Origin of the sequence: Flavobacterium sp. N502540 (assembly GCF_025947365.1) — a bacterium.
In the GTDB taxonomy this organism is placed as follows: domain Bacteria; phylum Bacteroidota; class Bacteroidia; order Flavobacteriales; family Flavobacteriaceae; genus Flavobacterium.
On sequence record NZ_CP110012.1, the window covers coordinates 4,019,903 to 4,038,973 of the forward strand.

General features: G+C 34.7%; 20 protein-coding genes. 12 read left to right on the top strand and 8 right to left on the bottom strand.

The features are described from left to right. Window positions 1-22: 22 nt before the first annotated feature. The 7 genes from rlmH to OLM58_RS16930 form a co-directional block, all read right to left on the bottom strand. Window positions 23-496: a 23S rRNA (pseudouridine(1915)-N(3))-methyltransferase RlmH gene (gene rlmH, locus OLM58_RS16900; protein ID WP_026982293.1), complete on the bottom strand. Its 474-nt coding sequence runs from the start codon at window positions 494-496 to the stop codon at window positions 23-25. 3 nt (window positions 497-499) lie between these two features. Then, a complete protein-coding gene (locus OLM58_RS16905) occupies window positions 500-808 on the bottom strand; it encodes an antibiotic biosynthesis monooxygenase family protein (protein ID WP_264529819.1) in 309 nt (102 codons plus the stop codon). Window positions 809-881: 73 nt separating this feature from the next. Then, window positions 882-2,297: an adenosine deaminase gene (locus OLM58_RS16910; RefSeq protein WP_264529820.1), complete on the bottom strand. Its 1,416-nt coding sequence runs from the start codon at window positions 2,295-2,297 to the stop codon at window positions 882-884. A 236-nt stretch (window positions 2,298-2,533) separates the two neighbouring features. Continuing rightward, window positions 2,534-2,818, bottom strand: coding sequence for a GNAT family N-acetyltransferase (locus OLM58_RS16915; protein ID WP_264529821.1), 285 nt, complete (start codon window positions 2,816-2,818; stop codon window positions 2,534-2,536). Between the two features lie 6 nt (window positions 2,819-2,824). Then, a complete protein-coding gene (locus OLM58_RS16920) occupies window positions 2,825-3,220 on the bottom strand; it encodes an OsmC family protein (protein WP_017496596.1) in 396 nt (131 codons plus the stop codon). A gap of 2 nt (window positions 3,221-3,222) precedes the next feature. Then, window positions 3,223-4,104, bottom strand: coding sequence for a pirin family protein (locus tag OLM58_RS16925; protein ID WP_264529822.1), 882 nt, complete (start codon window positions 4,102-4,104; stop codon window positions 3,223-3,225). Between the two features lie 354 nt (window positions 4,105-4,458). Next, on the bottom strand, window positions 4,459-5,559 hold the full coding sequence (locus OLM58_RS16930) for a DNA alkylation repair protein (RefSeq protein ID WP_264529823.1): 1,101 nt from the start codon (window positions 5,557-5,559) through the stop codon (window positions 4,459-4,461). Between the two features lie 194 nt (window positions 5,560-5,753). Between OLM58_RS16930 and nadC the strand changes: the two genes are divergently transcribed. The 7 genes from nadC (at window position 5,754) to priA (ending at window position 12,128) form a co-directional block, all read left to right on the top strand. Continuing rightward, window positions 5,754-6,611 (top strand): carboxylating nicotinate-nucleotide diphosphorylase, encoded by an 858-nt coding sequence (nadC, locus tag OLM58_RS16935; protein WP_202703765.1) that lies wholly within the window; start codon window positions 5,754-5,756, stop codon window positions 6,609-6,611. 162 nt (window positions 6,612-6,773) lie between these two features. Continuing rightward, window positions 6,774-7,697 carry a YihY/virulence factor BrkB family protein gene (locus tag OLM58_RS16940; RefSeq protein WP_070908557.1) on the top strand — a complete coding sequence of 308 codons (924 nt, stop codon included), beginning with the start codon at window positions 6,774-6,776 and terminating at the stop codon, window positions 7,695-7,697. A gap of 1 nt (window position 7,698) precedes the next feature. Continuing rightward, window positions 7,699-8,130 carry a DUF2147 domain-containing protein gene (locus tag OLM58_RS16945; RefSeq protein ID WP_264529824.1) on the top strand — a complete coding sequence of 144 codons (432 nt, stop codon included), beginning with the start codon at window positions 7,699-7,701 and terminating at the stop codon, window positions 8,128-8,130. A gap of 19 nt (window positions 8,131-8,149) precedes the next feature. Further along, window positions 8,150-8,893 (top strand): subclass B1 metallo-beta-lactamase, encoded by a 744-nt coding sequence (gene bla-B1-FLAV, locus OLM58_RS16950; protein ID WP_264529825.1) that lies wholly within the window; start codon window positions 8,150-8,152, stop codon window positions 8,891-8,893. A gap of 86 nt (window positions 8,894-8,979) precedes the next feature. Beyond that, window positions 8,980-9,216 (top strand): hypothetical protein, encoded by a 237-nt coding sequence (locus OLM58_RS16955; RefSeq protein ID WP_089077353.1) that lies wholly within the window; start codon window positions 8,980-8,982, stop codon window positions 9,214-9,216. Beyond that, window positions 9,216-9,620 carry a type II toxin-antitoxin system VapC family toxin gene (locus OLM58_RS16960; RefSeq protein ID WP_264529826.1) on the top strand — a complete coding sequence of 135 codons (405 nt, stop codon included), beginning with the start codon at window positions 9,216-9,218 and terminating at the stop codon, window positions 9,618-9,620. Before OLM58_RS16955 ends, OLM58_RS16960 begins: the two co-directional genes overlap by 1 nt. Window positions 9,621-9,677: 57 nt before the next feature. Continuing rightward, entirely contained in the window at window positions 9,678-12,128 is a 2,451-nt protein-coding gene (priA, locus tag OLM58_RS16965; RefSeq protein WP_264529827.1) for a primosomal protein N', read from the top strand. Window position 12,129: 1 nt separating this feature from the next. Here priA and OLM58_RS16970 read toward each other — a convergent pair whose 3' ends face one another. Next, the gene (locus OLM58_RS16970) at window positions 12,130-12,828 is read right to left on the bottom strand and encodes a LytR/AlgR family response regulator transcription factor (RefSeq protein WP_026110001.1); all 699 of its coding nucleotides are present in this window, start codon (window positions 12,826-12,828) and stop codon (window positions 12,130-12,132) included. 177 nt (window positions 12,829-13,005) lie between these two features. Here OLM58_RS16970 and rpsF point away from each other — a divergent pair, with 177 nt between their 5' ends. The 5 genes from rpsF (at window position 13,006) to OLM58_RS16995 (ending at window position 18,023) form a co-directional block, all read left to right on the top strand. Then, on the top strand, window positions 13,006-13,347 hold the full coding sequence (gene rpsF / locus OLM58_RS16975; protein ID WP_041518692.1) for a 30S ribosomal protein S6: 342 nt from the start codon (window positions 13,006-13,008) through the stop codon (window positions 13,345-13,347). Window positions 13,348-13,352: 5 nt separating this feature from the next. Beyond that, window positions 13,353-13,649, top strand: coding sequence for a 30S ribosomal protein S18 (gene rpsR, locus OLM58_RS16980; protein WP_002987043.1), 297 nt, complete (start codon window positions 13,353-13,355; stop codon window positions 13,647-13,649). Between the two features lie 68 nt (window positions 13,650-13,717). Next, window positions 13,718-14,158, top strand: coding sequence for a 50S ribosomal protein L9 (gene rplI / locus OLM58_RS16985; protein ID WP_070908551.1), 441 nt, complete (start codon window positions 13,718-13,720; stop codon window positions 14,156-14,158). A 100-nt stretch (window positions 14,159-14,258) separates the two neighbouring features. Then, window positions 14,259-17,429: a TonB-dependent receptor gene (locus OLM58_RS16990; RefSeq protein WP_264529828.1), complete on the top strand. Its 3,171-nt coding sequence runs from the start codon at window positions 14,259-14,261 to the stop codon at window positions 17,427-17,429. Window positions 17,430-17,549: 120 nt separating this feature from the next. Beyond that, entirely contained in the window at window positions 17,550-18,023 is a 474-nt protein-coding gene (locus OLM58_RS16995; RefSeq protein WP_089077349.1) for a DUF6495 family protein, read from the top strand. The last annotated feature ends 1,048 nt before the right edge of the window (window positions 18,024-19,071 follow it).

The window sequence follows — 19,071 nt, forward strand, 5'->3', positions numbered from 1 at the left end:
ATTAACAATTGATAATTAACCATTATTGATGGTGATAAGGTTCGTTCCTTAAAATAGTAAATCCTCTATACAGTTGTTCAATAAAAAACAAACGTACCATCTGGTGGGAAAACGTCATTAGTGAAAGCGAGATTTTGCCCTGTGCCTTACTGTATACCGTATCTGAAAATCCATAAGGACCACCTATTACGAAGACCAAAGTTTTGATTCCTGAATTCATTTTCTTTTGTAATTCTTCAGAAAAACCAACGCTGGAAAAGTTTTTGCCGTTTTCGTCCAATAGAATCAGCTGATCCGTTGGTGAGAGTTTCGACAGTATCAATTCACCTTCCTTTTCTTTTTGCTGACTTTCGGATAAATTCTTTACATTTTTGATATCCGGAATAATCTCCAAATCAAATTTGATATAAAACGACAAACGTTTGGTGTAATCGTCAATCAAAGTTTGAAGAGATTTATTGTCTGTCTTGCCAATGGCGATAAGTTTGATATTCATTGCTTATTTTTTGTTTTCAAAAACCGTTTCAAAATGTTCTACAATCGGAAAAGGTTCGTAGTAGTGGTGTAAGATCTTTTTCCATTGCAGATAAGCCTCAGAGGTTCTAAAGCCCACCGTATGGTCTTCAAGAGTATTCCAATCTACCAATAAAAGATATTTGTTTTCGACTTCAAGACATTTTTCTAAACGATGTCCTAAGTATCCGTTTATGGATGAAATATATTGACTTGCTTTTGTAAAATCAGCTTCAAATTGCGAGGCTAATTCCGGTTTTACAAAAAGATATGCAGCTTCCAGAATCATATTCATTTTTATGATTTTATCTGCTTAATCTGCGAGGGTAAATTCTTTTTCCCACAGATTAAGCAGATTTTTAGTGGTACTAGTTTTTAGAGAACTTCGCTTCGAAAGCTTTAAAACGGTTGTCCAGATCCTTAATCAATTGTTTTTTAACCGCTTCATCCTGAATAAAACTGTAGTTAATGCTGTTGTATACATATTTTTTTATCGTTGCATACGAAACATCAGGGTATCTTTTGGCTAGTAAAACATATTGCTCTGTCATATTCGTCCTCAAAATTCCGGCATCGTCTGTACTAATTACAATTGGTACATTGAATTCTTTGTAAAGTGTAAACGGATGTCTGTTTTCCTTTACTTTTAAAATGAACTCGTTACTTGCTAAGTTAATCTCGATTGGAATATTTTTTTGAGCCATGTGACGCAATAAATCATAAGAGTTTGCCTCGTAAGCTATATCAACGCCATGTCCAATTCTGTTGGCTCCGGCGATGTGAATAGCGTCGTTGATGTGCCAGGTTAATTCTTCCGGCTGAACCAGTCCTAAAGTCAGTTCGCCCGCATGTAGCGTGTATTTTACGTCAGGAAATTTAGCATGACAATATTTAAACATGACCATGTGCAGCCAATAATCTTTCATGGAGTTTTCGCCATGTTCAGGTGAAACAATGTTTACACCTGCAACCAATTTGCTTTCGTTGGCAGAAATAAAGGCAATCGTCAGGTTTTTAAATAAATCTACAGGATCCATAAAGCGAAGCACAAAATTTTGATAACGCATGGTAAAACGTTCGTCGTCAATTTTCAGGTCCTTGTGCAGTTTGGCAATAAAATTAGTATTGAAGTCTGCAGCATATTTTTTGACTTCTTTCTTTTGAAGTGATTGGTACAATTCCTCTAAAAGCTTTAGAGCAGCTTTTTCATCTTTTTGAGTCGCCGCCTGACGAAGTTTTGCATTGAAATCAGCAAGGTCAGAAACATTCATATCACACGGAATTGTTGATAATTGAGTTTCAATATAACTTACATTTTCAGAAAGCGCACGTTTTTTTAATTCCAGCATTCCTTCGGCAAAATGGCCTTTAATAGTAGGTTCGAATTTTTGAAAAGAATCAAAAAACAAATCATCAGAAGGTACAGAACCATTATAATCTTTTGCAGACCAAGTTTGCATAACCTGTTGTTGGTAATGATCTAGTTTGCCATCCTTTTTTAGAGAAGAGAAGGTTTGCCAGTTTCCTTTTTCTGGTTTTGTTTTAGAAACTTCCATCGTTTCTAAATTCAAATAAAAATCTTCTGCAATAGCTCTTTCTAAAAGAGGTTCTGCATAAATCGATCCGGAAAAATGATGGTGTAAATCGCCGCCTTTTGGCATTTGTTGGAAGAAAGCTGTCGAGAGCGCTTCGTTATTTCTTATTTTTTCTAAATAACTGTCAGCCGTTTGAGAAAAGCCGATCTGTGCTATAAAAATACAGAAAAGTGTAATTATCCTTGTCATACTCTAAGTTTAAATTACATGCAAATATACGAGTTTCTGCCGAGATTTAAAAATTGATTTCGTTGTGTTGTTTTTTTACCGCATAGAGCGCAAGGTTTTGTGATATGCTAAACTTAGTATAAACTCAAAGTTCGCAAAGCTTTACCTAAAAATACTTTGCGAACTTTGCGTAATTCTTTGCGAGTTTTACGGTTAAAAAAAACTTAGAACCTCAGTCCCTCAGCCTCTCAGCCCCTTTAAGAAAAAAGTACGTCGTGAATTTCGGCAACCTTATCAAAAACACTTTTTGCAAAAGGACAAAGCGGGATAATTTTAAGGTTATTAGTTCGGGCATATTCCACAGCGGCCATGACCAGTTTTTTACCGACACCTCTTCCGTTAAATTCCTCATTTACTTCGGTGTGGTCAATGATGAATTTTGAATCACCTGCCCAGGTATAAGTCATTTTTCCGGCTTGTTTTCCGTCTTCTACAGCTTCAAAATAGCCTCTTCTTGTATCGTTTATTTGTTGAATTTCCATGATGTGTTATATTAGTGTGGTTTTTATTTCGATTGAATTTGTTAATGTTTTATGTATCGGACAGCTGTTAGCAATGGTTTCAAGACGTTGTCTCTGCTTGTCGTCGACCTCGCCGATAATTTCTATTTTTCTTGTAAACAAAGAGATTTTTTGGTCCAGATCTCTTTCAAAGTCAACTTTGATATTGATTTCAGTAACCTCCCATTGTTTGCGATTGATATACATGCGAAGTGTGATCAAAGTACAGGAGGCCAGAGAAGAGGCTAGCAATTCTGACGGACTAAATCCTAAGTTTTTGCCTCCCATTTCCTGAGGTTCGTCGGCAATTACAATATTTCCGCTGGCGGATGTGATCTCCGTGCGATACAAACGGGTGTCGATTTGTGCTGATAGTGTATCCATAGTTATCGCATTTTAGGATCAGGTAAAGGAACAAATTCAGTTTCACCCGGAACCTTTGGGAAAGTCTGTTCCGTCCAGTCTTTTTTAGCTTGTTCTATTCGGTTTTTATCAGAGGAAACAAAATTCCAAAAGATAAAATGTTCCTCCGGAAAGGGCTGTCCTCCAAAAATATAAACTGTTGTGTTTTCGGCTATTTCGAACTCGCATAAAGTACTGTCGTTGGTAATCAGAATTTGTTTTGGATCGTAAACATGTTCTCCGCTTTTAATATTTCCTTCCAGAATGTATAAACCGCTTTCACCAAAAAGATCCTTTCCAATGTTGATTTTTCGGGCTTCGGTGCTTTTGATTTCGATAAAATAAAGCGGACTATACACCGGAACGGGTGATTTTTTACCAAATGCTTCTCCCGCGATTAATTTATATGAAACGCCATCTTCTTCCCAGCTCGGAATATCACTGGCTTCTACATGTGTAAAGTTAGGATCCATTTCTTCCAGTTCTTTAGGCAATGCTACCCAAATTTGAAGACCGTGAAGCATCTTGTCAGAATGTCTTAAATATTCAGGAGTTCGCTCTGAATGTACGATCCCTTTTCCTGCTGTCATCCAGTTTACGGCACCGGGTTTTATTTCCAGTTCGGTCCCCAGACTGTCGCGGTGCATAATGCTGCCTTCAAATAAAAAAGTTAAAGTAGAAAGTCCGATGTGCGGATGTGGAGGAACATCCATATTTTGATACTGATTTAAATGTGCCGGCCCCATATGGTCGATAAATACAAACGGACCAACGGCTCTTTTTTCACGGAAAGGCAATAGACGACCTACCATAAAGTTGCCAATATTGGCAGCGCGTTCTTCGATGATTAAACTGATATTTGACATGTTCTTTGTTTTAGTTGAAAGCAAAATTACAGCTGTAGTCACAATCTGTAACTTAATTTAGATTAAGAAAGTTTGTTTTTAGTATTCTTTATAAAAGTAAGGAATAGAATTAAAAGAGATTTGATTTGAATTGAAAAAGAACACCAATTTTCACGAACTAATTTTGTGTAATGATTGAACAGATAGAAACATAGAACCCTAAATTGGATGCGGAGGAAGGTTCAATAAAATCAAGTTTTTTTCACAAAACGATGGGTCTTATTTAAAATGAAATGACTTTATATGTACAATCAAAAACTATGTTTCTATGTGTTTAAAAAATTACTCAATCAATTTGTGTAATTCGTGTTTTAACTATTCAATCAATTCAAAATCCAGGGTTTCGCTTTCTGTCCCGTTAATAATGATAGACAATTGATGTTTTCCGGTATGAAAAACACGTGTTGTAATGATTTTGAACGATTGGTTTCGCTCTACTTTAATGATTTCATTTGGGGGATAAACCTTCTCACTGATTTTAAAGACTTTTTTTGCCAGATGTCCTTTCGCTTTTTTATAATGAACGGCATATTCTAAACGAATCGTTTTCGGCTCATTATTTTTATTGTTCAGATGAAAGTGAAACTGCAGATAGTCTCCAATTTTTACAATTGGTGTCTTGATTTCAAAAGATGAAAGTTCAATATTAGCATTGTTTAAACCATAATGGCTCAGGATTTCGGGATGTCCCTGTTTTAATAAAGTACGACAGCCATGTTTAATGATTCCATCCGTTTCTTTGCTATGACCTTTCCATTTACGGGCAATTTCCAAGACGATTTGCGGATTGTCTTTTACAATATCGTTCAGGTTATTGGCGACACTTCGACGCACATATTCTGAAGGATCGTTTTTTAAATTCTCTAAAATTGGCAGAATAGAGTCAGGGTCTTTTTTTAAGTACGGAATCGCCATTGCCCATGGTAATCTTGGTCGGCTACCTTCACTGGCCAATCTACGAACATGATGATTTTCATGCAGAGACCATTTAGTCATTTCATCAATCATCTGTTCTTTGTATTTTAGAATAAAAGGACGAACAGCAAATTCGCAGCTTATGAATTGAGTGATCGAAACAAAGGCTTTCGATGAAGTTTTAAAATCATCCAGGCCGTACATTTCGATATAATCAGCAAAAAAAATAAATGCCAGATTGCTATCGGTAAAACTGTTTTTTTTCAGGTTTTCAATTATTTTATCCAATAAAGAAACAGCTTCCGGGAAATTTTTAGGCATAAACTGATGAAAAACAACCGTGGTGTGTTTCATGCGGTCTTTCCATTCTTTTTGGCTAAAATCGCCTTCGTAAATCGTCTCCATAAATTTCTGTTTGTCAAATGTCGGATGTACTTCCGCGACAGCGTGACCAAATTGTTCGTAGAAAGAAACGGAGTAAATGTCTTTAATTAATCCCATGATTTTGTTTGAATGAACCTCAAAGATATTTAATGTTTGTTAATTATTTGAGCTGGTAAAAGATTAAGTTTAATTAAGAGTTTAATCTTTATTTTTCTCAATCTTCGGCTAATTTCTCAATTTTAAAATCAAAGCGAAGCTTTTAAATCCACAAAATATGTCCTACTTTAGCATCATATAAAAATTTTAGGAAAATGATTAGCGAAGAACAGTTTCAAAGCGAATTACAATTATTAATCAGCAATGCAATTCGGGAAGATGTAGGTACGGGAGATTACAGCTCGCTGGCTTGTATTCCGGACACAGCACACGGGCAGGCTAAATTACTGGTAAAAGACCAGGGAATTATTGCTGGTGTTGCATTGGCGAAAATGATTTTTGAATACGTAGATCCGAAATTAAAAATGAAAGTTTTTATAGAAGACGGAACTCATGTAGAATATGGTGATGTAGTTTTTGAAGTTTCAGGAAGTTCTCAATCTATTTTAAAAGCAGAGAGAGTAGTTTTGAACAGTATGCAGCGTATGTCGGCTATTGCGACCAAAACAGATCAGTATGTGCAGTTATTGGACGGAACCGGAGCGAAAATATTAGATACCCGTAAAACGACTCCAAATTTCAGAGTTGCCGAAAAATGGGCTGTCAAAATTGGAGGAGGAGAAAACCATCGTTTTGCCTTGTACGATATGGTCATGCTGAAAGACAATCATATTGATTTTGCAGGAGGAATTACACTTGCAATCAAGAAAACCAAAGAGTATTTAAAAGAGAATAATTTAGATTTGAAAATTATTGTCGAGGCCAGAAATTTAGATGAGATTCGCGAAATTTTATTAAGTGAAGGTGTTCACAGAATTCTAATCGACAATTTTAATTACGAAGATACTAAAACAGCAGTGCAATTAATAGGTAATAAATGCCAGACGGAATCTTCAGGTAATATTAATGAAAAAACAATTCGTGAATACGGACTCTGCGGTGTCGATTACATTTCATCAGGAGCACTAACACATTCCGTTTATAACATGGATTTAAGTTTGAAGGCTTTTTAAGTGAAATTTGAGTTGTAAAATGTGAAATGTAAAATGTAAGATGTGAATTATGAGTAAAGATTATAAGGAGAACTTAGCTCGTATAGATTTTATATTTTACAATTCTGAAATCTAATATCTAAGAATCCAAAAAACTAACAATCTAATAATCTAGGAATAAACATGTCAAAAGAGATAGAAGAACGGATCGAGAAAGTTCCTGTGGTACGATCTGTAGTTCGTTTTTTCAAGAGAATAAAATTACCCTGGCTTGAAGGTTTTTCGTTATATGATTTGCTTGAAATGTATACCATCGGTATTATTGAAGGAGCATTTTCGTATCATGCGAGTGCTGTTTCGTTCAGTTTCTTTATGGCCTTATTTCCTTTTGCATTATTTATTTTAAACTTAATTCCCTTTATCCCTATTGAAGGATTTCAGCAGGACTTTCTGCAGTTTGTGCAACAGGGAGTTCCTCCGAATACCTACGAGGCGATCAGTAAGATTATAAGCGATATTTTAAACAACAGTCACTCCGGTTTATTGTCGTCTGGATTTTTGCTTTCGATATTTTTAATGGCAAATGGTATTAACGGTATTCTGAGCGGTTTTGAATCCTCGAAACATGTCTTTGATAAGCGCGGTTTTCTGAATCAGTATTTGGTGGCGCTGGCAATTTCACTCATCATGACTATTATATTATTTGTAACAGTAGCGACAATTGTTGTTTTTGAGGTATTCATTCAAAAAACAATCATTCAGGATGTGTTAAGCGATCGTATTCCGTTGATTATTTTAGGGCGATATTTATTCGTTGTTTTAATGATTCTGATAACCTCTTCACTATTATTGCGTTATGGTACTAGGCAATATAACAAAGTGCCTTTTATAAGTATTGGGTCTGTTTTTACAACTATTTTAATTGTGATATCTTCATTCTTTTTTGGAATTTGGGTTATAAAATTCTCAAAATATAACGAACTTTATGGTTCGATAGGTACATTATTAATTCTAATGTTTTATATTTGGATAAACTGTATGATTCTGCTTTTGGGATTTGAACTGAATGCCACTATCAGAAAATTAAAACAAAAAAAAAATAAATAAGATGAAAAATTGGATGTTAACGATTGGTGTTTTTTTTCTAACATTAGGCTCGATTCAGGGTCAGGGTGTAATTGGAAAATGGAAAACAGTTGATGATGAAACCGGTGAAGCTAAATCGATTGTAGAGATTTATGAAAAATCCGGAAAAGTGTACGGCAAAATTGTAGAAATACTTCGCGAAAACCACAAAAAGGACTTATGTACTAAATGCGACGGAGCGGATAAAAACAAACCAATTTTGGGTATGGTTATCATCAACGGACTTAAAAAAGACGGTTCTGAATACAGTGGAGGAACCATTTTAGATCCAACAAACGGAAAAAAATACAAATGTTATATTGCATTAGAATCAGCAGATAAACTAAAACTTCGTGGTTATGTTGGTATTTCTATTATGGGAAGAACACAATACTGGAGCAGAGTGAAAAATTAATTTTATAAAAAATAATAAAATGCGAAAATTAGCATTGATAGCTTTATTTCTGGTACAGCTATCCCATAGTTTTGCACAATCTAAGAATTCGCCATTACAAATAAGTCATCTTACGGGTGACTTTTATGTTTATAAGACGTTTCACGATTATAAAGGTACGCTGATTTCAGCCAATGCCATGTATTTGGTTACAGATAAAGGAGTTGTCCTGTTTGACGCTCCCTGGGACAAAACACAATTTCAGCCTTTGCTGGACAGTATTAAAGCAAAACATCATAAAGAAGTTGTGATGCACTTTGCCACGCACTCACATGAAGACAGGGCAGGAGGTCTGGATTTCTACCGTAAAAGAGGAATTAAAACCTATACGATAAAAGCAACAGATCAGATTCTGGAGAAAAATAAGGAAGCAAGAGCTGAGTTTGTTATTCCGGATGACACCTTGTTTACAGTGGGGAAATATACTTTTGAAGTGTATTACCCGGGAAAAGGACACGCGTCAGATAATATTGTGGTTTGGTTCAATAAGCAAAAAGTACTTTATGGAGGTTGTTTTGTTAAAAGTGTCGAAGCAAAAGATTTGGGCTATCTTGGAGATGCAGATGTTAAAGAATGGCAGAAATCTATTCTGAAAGTACAGTCGAAGTTTAAAAACCCAAAATACATTGTTACGGGTCATGATGATTTGAAGGATTTGACCTCTTTGAAGCATACACTAAAACTGGTTAAGGAATACAATGCGGCAAAGTCTTCTGGTAAGTAATACTTTTTTAGAATAGATTGCAAATTGTTGTAGTTGTAAAAAGCTTAACTTTGTCTATTATATAAAATAATTAAACTTGAAATAAGATGACTGTTACGGATAAAAATTTACTTGAGACCTACTCAAATTTATTTGAAGGACTGAGCTTTTCTAATAAAATAGAGTTAATTGAGAGATTGACGAAGTCTATAAAAGGAACTAAATCTAAAGAAAGTAATTTTTATAAATCTTTTGGAGCATTTAAATCTGAAAAATCTGCTGAGGAAATTGTTTCTGATATTAAATCCAATAGAAGCTTTACAAATAAAGAAATTAAGTTTTAATGAGATATTTACTTGATACAAGTACATGTGTTTTCTTTCTTAGAGGAAAGCTTAATCTTGATGTAATGGTAAAAAAAGTAGGTTTGGAAAATTGTTATATTTCTGAAATAACAGTTGCAGAACTTCGTTTTGGGGCAGAAAACAGCGATGACCCGATGAAATCTAATAAAGCCGTCGATAATTTTTTAAATGGATTAACAATAATTCCAATTTTTGGTTCTATTAAAAGATATGCTATGGAGAAAGTCAGACTCCGAAAAATTGGGAAACCAATTAATGATGAATTTGATCTTTTAATTGGGGTGACAGCAATTGAAAATCAATTAACACTTGTAACTGATAATATTAAGGATTTTAAGATGTTGGATGGAATTCAAATTGAAAATTGGTTTGAAAGAAGTTAAATGTTTCTCTTTTTGTCACTGTTTAGTTTTGTTTTAAAGTTTCTATAAAATATCCACATGTTTTTTATTGAAGTCGTTTTACCGCTTTCATTAGCTAAAACTTTTACCTATCGTGTTTCTGAGGCTGAATTCCATTTTATTAAAAAAGGAATGCGGGTGGCGGTACCATTTGGTAAAAATAAAATTTATACGGCATTGGTTATTGAGTTGCATCAGAATGAACCGGGTTTGTATGAAGCCAAGGAAATTCATCAGATATTAGATGAAAAACCAATCGCAACCGAAGTTCAGATCAAGCACTGGCTTTGGGTGGCGAATTATTATATGTGTGCTATCGGTGATGTTTATCGAGGTGCTTTCCCGAGTGGTCTGTTATTAGAGAGCGAAACGGTTGTTTCGTATAAAACTGATGCGGAGGTAAATCAGGATGAGCTTTCTGATGATGAATTTTTAGTCTATGAAGCCCTGCAACAGCAAAGTTCTTTAAGAATTCAGGAAATTATTTCGATGCTGAATAAGAAAAATATTCTTCCTGTTCTTCAAAAAATGATTGCCCGAAATATTATTGTTTTAGAAGAAGAAATTAAAGAAGGATACAAACCTAAACTGGTTCGATATGTGAAGCTGCATGCTAAATATGAATCCGATAATGGTTTAGGGGAATTGCTGGAAGTTCTAAAAAATGCCAACAAGCAAAAGGAATTGGTGTTGGCGTATTTTCAAATTATGGCCTCTGAAAAGAAACCAATCACTGTAAAAAAGTTGGTTGAGGTTTCAAATTCTACTTCGGCTGCCGTAAAAGCTTTAATTGATAAAGAGATTTTTGAGGAGTATCTTTTGCAGCAGGACAGAGTTTTGTTTACAGGACGAACAACAGACGATCAATTGTTGTTAAGTGAAGCGCAGACGAGAGCTTTTACAGCTATTAAAGAGAGTCTCTCAGAGAAAGAAGTATGTTTACTGCATGGAGTTACCTCAAGTGGTAAAACAGAGATTTATATCAAACTGATTGAAGAATATCTGGAAACGGGAAGACAGGTTCTTTATTTGCTGCCCGAAATCGCTTTAACGACACAATTAGTTTCAAGATTAAGACTTTATTTTGGTGATAAAGTAGCTGTTTTTCATTCGAAATACAGTAATAATGAAAGAGTTGAGGTTTGGAAGCAGACTCTTGAAAATTCAGAGAAAGCGCAAATTGTAATAGGAGCAAGGTCGGCTCTGTTTTTGCCTTTTGACAATTTAGGTTTATTGATTGTAGACGAAGAGCACGAACAGACTTTTAAGCAAACAGATCCTGCGCCACGTTATCATGCCAGAGATGCGGCAATTGTTTTGGCTAATTTTCATAAAGCAAAAGTACTGTTGGGTTCAGCTACGCCAAGTATTGAAACCTATTTTAATGCACAGGCCGATAAGTATGGTTTGGTATCGCTTACGGAACGTTATAATAATGTCCGAATGCCTGAAATTCTTTTAGTGGATTTAAAAGACAAACATTTCAGGAAAAGAATGACCGGACATTTTAGTGATCTTTTAATTGAAGAAATAGGAGAGGCCTTGTCTTTGGGAGAGCAAATTATTTTGTTCCAGAACCGACGAGGATATTCACCTATAATAGAATGTATGACCTGTGGTCATGTACCGCATTGCCAGCAGTGTGATGTGAGTCTGACTTTTCATAAGCATAAAAATCAGCTGCGTTGTCATTATTGTGGTTATTCGATTGCAAAACCAACACATTGTCATAGCTGTTCGAGTATCGATTTGACGACTAAAGGATTCGGTACAGAACAAATCGAGCAGGAGCTGGTTACACTTTTCCCGAAAGCCAAAACCGGTCGAATGGATCAGGATACGACTCGTGGTAAATTTGGTTTCGAAAAAATAATAGATTCCTTTAAAAATCGTGAAATTGATATTTTGGTCGGTACGCAAATGCTGGCGAAGGGACTGGATTTTGATAATGTAAGTTTGGTTGGAATTATGAATGCGGATAATATGTTGCATCATCCCGATTTTAGGGCCTTTGAACGCAGTTATCAAATGATGACACAGGTTGCTGGGAGAGCTGGTAGATCTGAAAAACAAGGGAAAGTGGTGATTCAAACTTACAATCCGAATCACAATACGATTCAGCAGGTGACCAACCATAATTATATAGGTATGTATAAGGAGCAATTGTACGATCGTCAGATTTACAGATACCCGCCTTATTTCAGAATTATAAAACTGACTTTAAAGCATCGTGATTTCGATAAATTGAAGGAAGGTTCGATGTGGTTGTATCAGGTTTTGAGTCAAAATTTGAATATGCCGGTACTGGGGCCGGAAGAACCAGCAATCAGCAGGATTAGAAATGAGTATATCCGAACGATTTTAATTAAGATTCCGCAGAACCAGCATTTGGTTAATACGAAAAAAACTATTCAGAAAATGCTGAATAGTTTTGAGGCTGTTGCTCAGTACAGAGCTATAAAAGTTATTGCGAATGTCGACTTCTATTAAATTAAGAAGAAGTTGAGAGTGCTTTTACCAGATCTTCTTTTTTATTTCGGCTAAGAGGAATTTTGGTAATGCCAATCTCAGCAAATTTACTGTTAAAGCGTTCTACTTTATCAATGTTAATGATATAGGACTTGTGCACACGAATGAATTTATCTTTTGACAGATCGTTTTCAAAAGATTTCATGGTCGAAAGTACCAGATTACTGTCGTCTTCGGTAACCACTCTTACATAGTCACCAAAAGCTTCAATCCATTTGATTTTTGCAGTGAATATTTTGAGTTTTTTCAGATTACTTTTGATAAATATATGTTCGCCTTCTTCTTCTTTGATGTCCTTTTTTAGTAAATGCATATCAATGGCTCTTTTTACAGAGGCATTAAAACGATCTACCGCAATAGGCTTTTGAAGGTAATCAGTAGCGTCATAGTCGAAAGCTTTTAAAGCATATTCTGCTTTAGAAGTAATAAATATAATTTGTGGCTTAGATTTTAGTCCGTCAAGAAAATCAAACCCATTAATAACAGGCATTTCTATATCAAGAAAAATTAAGTCAATATTATTTAGAGAGATACAGCTTTTTGCCTCTATTGCATTTGAAAAATCCCCGATTAAATGCAAACCTGGGTGATTATTAACTAATTTTGCAATAATAGTTCTTTGTATAGAACTATCATCAACAACAACACAGTTTAGCTTCATAACATAAAAATTTAGAATAAATTCAGGATAGCAATAGTAAATGTATTCTTTTTTTAAGAAAAAAACTAAAATTGACGTGTATTTTTTGCTGTACAACGAATAAAAGTAAAAAAGTGTTGTATATTTAAATTTTATGGTTACTTTTGCACCCAATTTTAACAAATAAATATATTGTTTATGAATCATTATGAAACTGTTTTCATTTTAAATCCCGTTTTATCTGAAGTTCAGGTGAAGGAAACAGTAACGAAATTTGAAGAATTTCTTACTAGTAGAGGAGCTGAAATGGTATCGAAAGAGGATTGGGGTCTTAAAAAAATGGCTTACGAAATCCAAAACAAAAAAAGTGGTTTTTATCACTTATTCGAATTCAAAGTATCTGGAGAAGTTCTAATTGCTTTTGAAACTGAATTCAGACGTGACGAAAGAGTTATGCGTTTCTTAACTGTAAGTTTAGACAAACATGCTATTTCATGGGCGGAAAGAAGAAGAGCTAAATTAAAATCTACTAAAGCGTAATTATTATGTCTACAATCGAGCAATCTGCAAAAGGAAAAAAAGACGGAGATATCAGATATTTAACGCCTTTAAACATTGAAACTAACAAAACTAAAAAGTACTGTCGTTTCAAAAAATCAGGAATCAAATACATCGATTATAAAGATGCTGATTTCTTATTGAAATTCGTTAATGAGCAAGGAAAAATTCTTCCTCGTCGTTTAACAGGAACTTCATTAAAATACCAAAGAAAAGTGTCTGTAGCTGTAAAAAGAGCTCGTCACTTAGCTTTAATGCCATACGTGGCCGATTTATTAAAATAGTATAAAAAAAATCTAGTCGCTGGTTTCTGTTTGATCAGAACCTAACTTCTAAAAATAAGGACAACAACATGGAAATTATTTTAAAACAAGACGTACAAAACTTAGGATTTAAAGATGATGTAGTATCTGTAAAACCTGGTTACGGTCGTAACTTTTTAATTCCTCAAGGTTTTGCTACTTTAGCAACTCCTTCTGCTAAAAAAGTTTTAGCTGAAAACCTAAAACAAAGAGCACATAAAGAAGCTAAAGTGGTTGCTGATGCTAAAGCATTAGCTGAAACTTTAAAAGCTCTTGAAATTAAACTTACTGCAAAAGCTGGTGGAGAGAAACTTTTTGGTTCTATCACAAACATCGACATTGCTGAAGCTTTAGAGAAATCAGGTAACGCTATTGATAGAAAATTCATTACTAGTGGTATCGTAAAACGTACTGGAAAATATACAGCTAGCATCCGTTTACACAGAGATGTTATTGTAGAATTAGCATACGAGATTATCGCTGAAAAATAACATTTTGTTAACTTCTTGTTAATAAAATATAAAAACCACTCTTTTGAGTGGTTTTTTTTTGCCTAATTTTGAGAGGAATAACACTCTCAAAACCAGGAAAATGAAAAAAATCTTTGCATTATTACTAGGTGTGTTTGCCATAACCACTGCTATCGGGCAAACCACGACGTCGAGTATTAAGGGGATTATCAAGAGCTCTGCCAACGAACTCTTGCCCGGTGCTACTATCTTAGCGATCCATACTCCCACAGGAAGTAAATATTCAGCTGTTTCCAACGAAGACGGAAGGTTTAATATTTTGAATATGAGAATTGGAGGTCCCTACAAAATTGTTGTCACTTTTGTAGGTTTTCGAAATCATGAATATGCCGATGTGAATCTCGATTTAGGAAAACCTTTTAATCTTGATGTGGTTCTGGAAGACGAAAGTCAGACGCTCCAAGAGGTAAAAATCGTGTCTAAGGATAAAGTTTTTAAAAGTGGCAAAACGGGTGCCGAAACTACCATCGGAAAACGAGAGTTAACGGCTTTGCCTACAATTTCAAGGTCGGCGGAAGATTTTACGCGTTTAGAACCAACGGCAAGCGGAGGTTCTTTTGGTGGAAGAAACGATCAATACAATAATTACTCCTTAAATGGTGCGGTATTTAATAATCCGTTTGGACTAGATGCTGCAACACCGGGAGGTCAGACAGGATCACAGCCTATTTCACTTGATGCTATTGAGCAGATTCAGGTAGCGACGGCTCCTTATGATGTTACTTTGTCTGGTTTTACAGGAGCTTCTGTTAATGCGGTAACCAAATCAGGGACCAACGAGTTTCATGGTACGGCTTATGGTTTTTACAGAAATCAGGATTTGACGGGAAATAAGATCAAAGGTGAAAAAATATTTGTACCTACTTTAGAACAAACTCAGGCTGGTTTTAGTTTGGGAGCTCCTATTATTAAAGATAAATTGTTCATTTTTGGAAATTTTGAAATTGACAAACGAAGTGATTTAGGATCTAATTTTGTGGCCAATAATAATGATGGTGTAACCGGAATTAATGAATCGAGAGTTTTAGAATCGGATTTAATTGCGGTTTCAAAGGCCTTGGCTAATTTAGGTTATGAGACGGGACCTTATCAGGGATTTAAGCATGAATCGAATTCAAATAAAGGAATTATTAAGATCGACTGGAATATCAATGACAATCATAAACTGGCGGTTATTTATAATTTTCTGGATGCTTCAAAAGACAAACCGGCGCATCCTACAGCACTAGGCTTTAGAGGGCCGAATGCTTCTATTTTGCAGTTCAGAAATGCCGGATATCAGATTAATAATAACCTGAGTTCTTTTCTGGTGGAGTTGAATTCTAAATTTAGTGAATCGGTTTCTAATAAGTTGCAGGCGGGTTATTCGCATTTTAATGATTACAGGGTGCCATTTTCAGTTCCGGCTCCTGTGATTAATATTCAGGACGGAGCAGGTGCTAATTATATTATTGCAGGGCATGAGCCTTTTTCTATCAATAATACTTTAGATCAGAAAGTTATTCAGATCACGAATAATCTGAATTATAATGTGGGCAAACACGCGTTTACTTTTGGTGCTTCTTTTGAGAAATTTAAGTTTGAAAACTCTTTTAATCTGGCGGGATATGATAATTTTGGAAATCCAAACGGATATGCCGGAACCTTCTTTACACCCTATTTCACAACACAGGATTTTTTAAATGATGCGGCTAAGCCTTTTGCTACGAGTATTATTGCGCAGAATTTGAAATACGCTCAGGATGTTTTTGCTGCCAAAAATAATTTTAAAGAGGGAACTGATGGGGGATGGAAACTGGCGGAATTGAATGTAGGACAGCTCGCATTTTATGCACAGGATGATATTAGTATTGATGATAATTTTAAACTGTCTTTGGGATTAAGAATTGATAAGCCTTTGTATTTTAATACTGCCGATCTGATTCAAAAATACATAGATACTAATTATGGCGGAGCCAAAAGAAATAACGATACCGATTATTTTGACCCTCAAACAGGACAGGCGGTTAAATTGATTTCGACCAATTTGCCAAGTGATCGAATTTTATGGTCGCCAAGGATAGGTTTTAATTGGGATGTTAAAGGTAATGCTACTTCACAGCTTCGTGGAGGATCCGGAATTTTTACCGGAAGAATTCCTTTTGTGTGGCTGGGAAATCAGGTAAGTGGTGCTGATGATGGCTTTTTGCAGATTATGGATCCGGATTATAAATGGCCACAAGTCTGGAGAACAAGTTTAGGGTTTGATCATCGATTTGAAAATAATTATATAGTAACAGCGGATTTGTCTTATAATAAGGATATTAATGCAGTACACGTTCAGAATTGGGGATTGAAATCTCCAACCGGAACATTAGCAGGTGTGGATAACCGACCTATTTATGTTGCAGCGGATAAAGGTGCAAACAATGCTTATGTAATGACGAACTCGAATAAGGGAAGTGCGTTTAATGCTACTTTAAAAGTGCAGAAAAACTTTGAAAACGGATTGTATGCGAGTGTGGCTTATAATTATTTAAAATCTAAAGATGTTAACTCTATTGAGGCTGAAATTACAGGAGATGCTTTTGCTTTTAATCCTGCTTTAGGAAATGTAAATAACGATGTTCTTTCGAATTCTAAATATGGAGACAATCATCGTTTTATAGCAGTAGCTTCGAAGAAATGGAAATATGGAAAAGATAAATGGGCGACAACAGTGTCGACTGTTCTCGAATATGCACAAGGAGGGCGTTTTAATTACACGTATGGCGGAGATATTAACGGAGACGGCTCTAGTGTTAACGATTTGATTTATATCCCTACAACGGCTGAAATAGCTTTGATGAATTTTAGCGCGCCAGGAGAAGGTGCTGCTTTTGATCAATTTATTTCTCAGGATAAATACATGAAGGACAGAAGAGGGCAATATGCCGAGCGTTATGGAGCAATATCTCCGTGGAGAGGCAGATGTGATTTGAAAATTCTTCAGGATTATAATTTTAAGATTTCTTCCACCTCAGATAAAAAAAATACCATTCAGTTTAGTATCGATGTTTTGAATTTCGGGAATTTATTGAATTCAGATTGGGGAGTTGTTCAGGTGCCTACAAGTGTTCAGCCTATCGGGGTTACGGTTGCCGGAAATACACCAACGTATACTTTTAATGGTACTCAGACCAAAACGTTTAATTATGACGCTAGTTTATTGTCCAGATGGCAGGCGCAATTTGGTATACGATACATCTTTTAGTAAAGCAAAAAAAGTTATAAATTTGCCCTCGCATTTGCGGGGGCTTTTTTTTTATAAGTAGTAGAGAAGCTCCGAAATTTTACACAAGCTCTTTTTAGAGTGTTTAACACAAGAAAAAAAATGAAATACGCAAGATTAACAAAAGAGCAATTTGATGAGTTGCATGCAGAATTTGCAAGCTTTCTGGCAACGCAGGCTATTGATAAAGCAGAGTGGGATGCTCTTAAAATAAACAAACCGGAAGTTGCGGAGCAGGAACTGGATGTTTTTTCAGATTTAATCTGGGAAGGTGTTTTGTCGAGAGCAGAATTCCTGGAGCACTTTTCTAAAAATCATATTTTCTTATTTCAGTGTTTTGAAACTCATGTTCAGTCAATCGTATTGAAATCATTGGTTGCTGAAACTGATTTTTTGAGTAAAGAAGGATTGCAATGGCTGTCTGATAATATGTTTACCGAAAACATAGAAATGAAAGTTGGAAAAAAAGTGTTCACAGAGGAAAGAAACGCTTCTATTTTTGAATTAATTCAGCAAGGAGCATTTTTAAGTGACGGTCAATTGTTTACACAAATCAACACAATTATTGAATCATAGCTTTTTTAAGATTAAAAATTAGTAAGTGTTTAACGTTTAGTTGTTTGCTAATTTTTAATTTTTTAACTTTTGTTGAAGTTTTAATGTTTTTTTTTACCCGTATTTCTACGCATTTTTTCGGAATAATTTAAAGAATACGAACTTATTGTAGTAAATATCGAATTCTTACTGTTTTTATGTCTTTTTTGTTCAATTTCAATCGATTACCTTTTAAAAATGTAGTCTTTTACTTTCTTTTTTAATGATTTTGAAAAAAGATAAAATATTTTCATTCTTTTAATTCATCCCATTTTGGCGTTATTAGGGCAGGTTTTCCCGATGATTTACCTGTTTTTTCTATTTTCGGTTTTTCTGTAAATTGAAAAAACTGGAAAATTATACTTGTTTAGTGTTTTCCTTTTTTCTAATTTTAGTATAAGAAAAAGTTAAACAAAACTTTTTTGTTTTTTTTCAAAAACGACTATTTAAGTTATTATGTAATGCATCAAATAGTGTTTTTTGTATGATTATCTAGAGTTGAGGTTTTTTATAATAACTTAATTAGTTTGCGTATGGAATTGATCACTACTTTCTTTATCAAGTTTGCATTAGGTTTTCGTATTATTTTAGCTTTATCTTTTAAGAGTTTGAAAAAAAATGAATTTATCATCAAATTTAATTTTTGTTCCACTTCAAACTTGTTTCATAAATTTTCCAGTTTTAGTATTATTTTATTTTCAAATCCTAATAAGGGGTTTGTTGATGAAACGTATTGTTGTGTTTAAAATTTTTTAAATCCGCACTGCGTTTTTTAAAATGAATTGATTCAATTTTTAGAGTTCTGTTCTAAAAGAAATAAAGTTTATAAAAAGAGTAATCAACTTTTTATGAATATTGAATCAGACTATATAGGAGGTAGAATTTCCCAGTTCTCCAAAACGTATATTTTCTTTCATGAAAATTGGTTAATACAAGTCATCCTTTTTGGAAGTCTGATTTCGATCGGCATTTCCGCACTTTTTTTGGTATGTCTTTTATTCGAAAGAATAGGAGCGGTTCTTTAATGTAC

Excerpts from the sequence above, each read along its gene's own strand:
- rlmH (WP_026982293.1), bottom strand. The coding sequence starts at position 496 with ATGAATATCAAACTTATCGCCATTGGCAAGACAGACAATAAATCTCTT.
- OLM58_RS16905 (WP_264529819.1), bottom strand. The coding sequence starts at position 808 with ATGAATATGATTCTGGAAGCTGCATATCTTTTTGTAAAACCGGAATTA.
- OLM58_RS16910 (WP_264529820.1), bottom strand. The coding sequence starts at position 2,297 with ATGACAAGGATAATTACACTTTTCTGTATTTTTATAGCACAGATCGGC.
- OLM58_RS16915 (WP_264529821.1), bottom strand. The coding sequence starts at position 2,818 with ATGGAAATTCAACAAATAAACGATACAAGAAGAGGCTATTTTGAAGCT.
- OLM58_RS16920 (WP_017496596.1), bottom strand. The coding sequence starts at position 3,220 with ATGGATACACTATCAGCACAAATCGACACCCGTTTGTATCGCACGGAG.
- OLM58_RS16925 (WP_264529822.1), bottom strand. The coding sequence starts at position 4,104 with ATGTCAAATATCAGTTTAATCATCGAAGAACGCGCTGCCAATATTGGC.
- OLM58_RS16930 (WP_264529823.1), bottom strand. The coding sequence starts at position 5,559 with ATGGGATTAATTAAAGACATTTACTCCGTTTCTTTCTACGAACAATTT.
- nadC (WP_202703765.1), top strand. The coding sequence starts at position 5,754 with ATGATTAGCGAAGAACAGTTTCAAAGCGAATTACAATTATTAATCAGC.
- OLM58_RS16940 (WP_070908557.1), top strand. The coding sequence starts at position 6,774 with ATGTCAAAAGAGATAGAAGAACGGATCGAGAAAGTTCCTGTGGTACGA.
- OLM58_RS16945 (WP_264529824.1), top strand. The coding sequence starts at position 7,699 with ATGAAAAATTGGATGTTAACGATTGGTGTTTTTTTTCTAACATTAGGC.
- bla-B1-FLAV (WP_264529825.1), top strand. The coding sequence starts at position 8,150 with ATGCGAAAATTAGCATTGATAGCTTTATTTCTGGTACAGCTATCCCAT.
- OLM58_RS16955 (WP_089077353.1), top strand. The coding sequence starts at position 8,980 with ATGACTGTTACGGATAAAAATTTACTTGAGACCTACTCAAATTTATTT.
- OLM58_RS16960 (WP_264529826.1), top strand. The coding sequence starts at position 9,216 with ATGAGATATTTACTTGATACAAGTACATGTGTTTTCTTTCTTAGAGGA.
- priA (WP_264529827.1), top strand. The coding sequence starts at position 9,678 with ATGTTTTTTATTGAAGTCGTTTTACCGCTTTCATTAGCTAAAACTTTT.
- OLM58_RS16970 (WP_026110001.1), bottom strand. The coding sequence starts at position 12,828 with ATGAAGCTAAACTGTGTTGTTGTTGATGATAGTTCTATACAAAGAACT.
- rpsF (WP_041518692.1), top strand. The coding sequence starts at position 13,006 with ATGAATCATTATGAAACTGTTTTCATTTTAAATCCCGTTTTATCTGAA.
- rpsR (WP_002987043.1), top strand. The coding sequence starts at position 13,353 with ATGTCTACAATCGAGCAATCTGCAAAAGGAAAAAAAGACGGAGATATC.
- rplI (WP_070908551.1), top strand. The coding sequence starts at position 13,718 with ATGGAAATTATTTTAAAACAAGACGTACAAAACTTAGGATTTAAAGAT.
- OLM58_RS16990 (WP_264529828.1), top strand. The coding sequence starts at position 14,259 with ATGAAAAAAATCTTTGCATTATTACTAGGTGTGTTTGCCATAACCACT.
- OLM58_RS16995 (WP_089077349.1), top strand. The coding sequence starts at position 17,550 with ATGAAATACGCAAGATTAACAAAAGAGCAATTTGATGAGTTGCATGCA.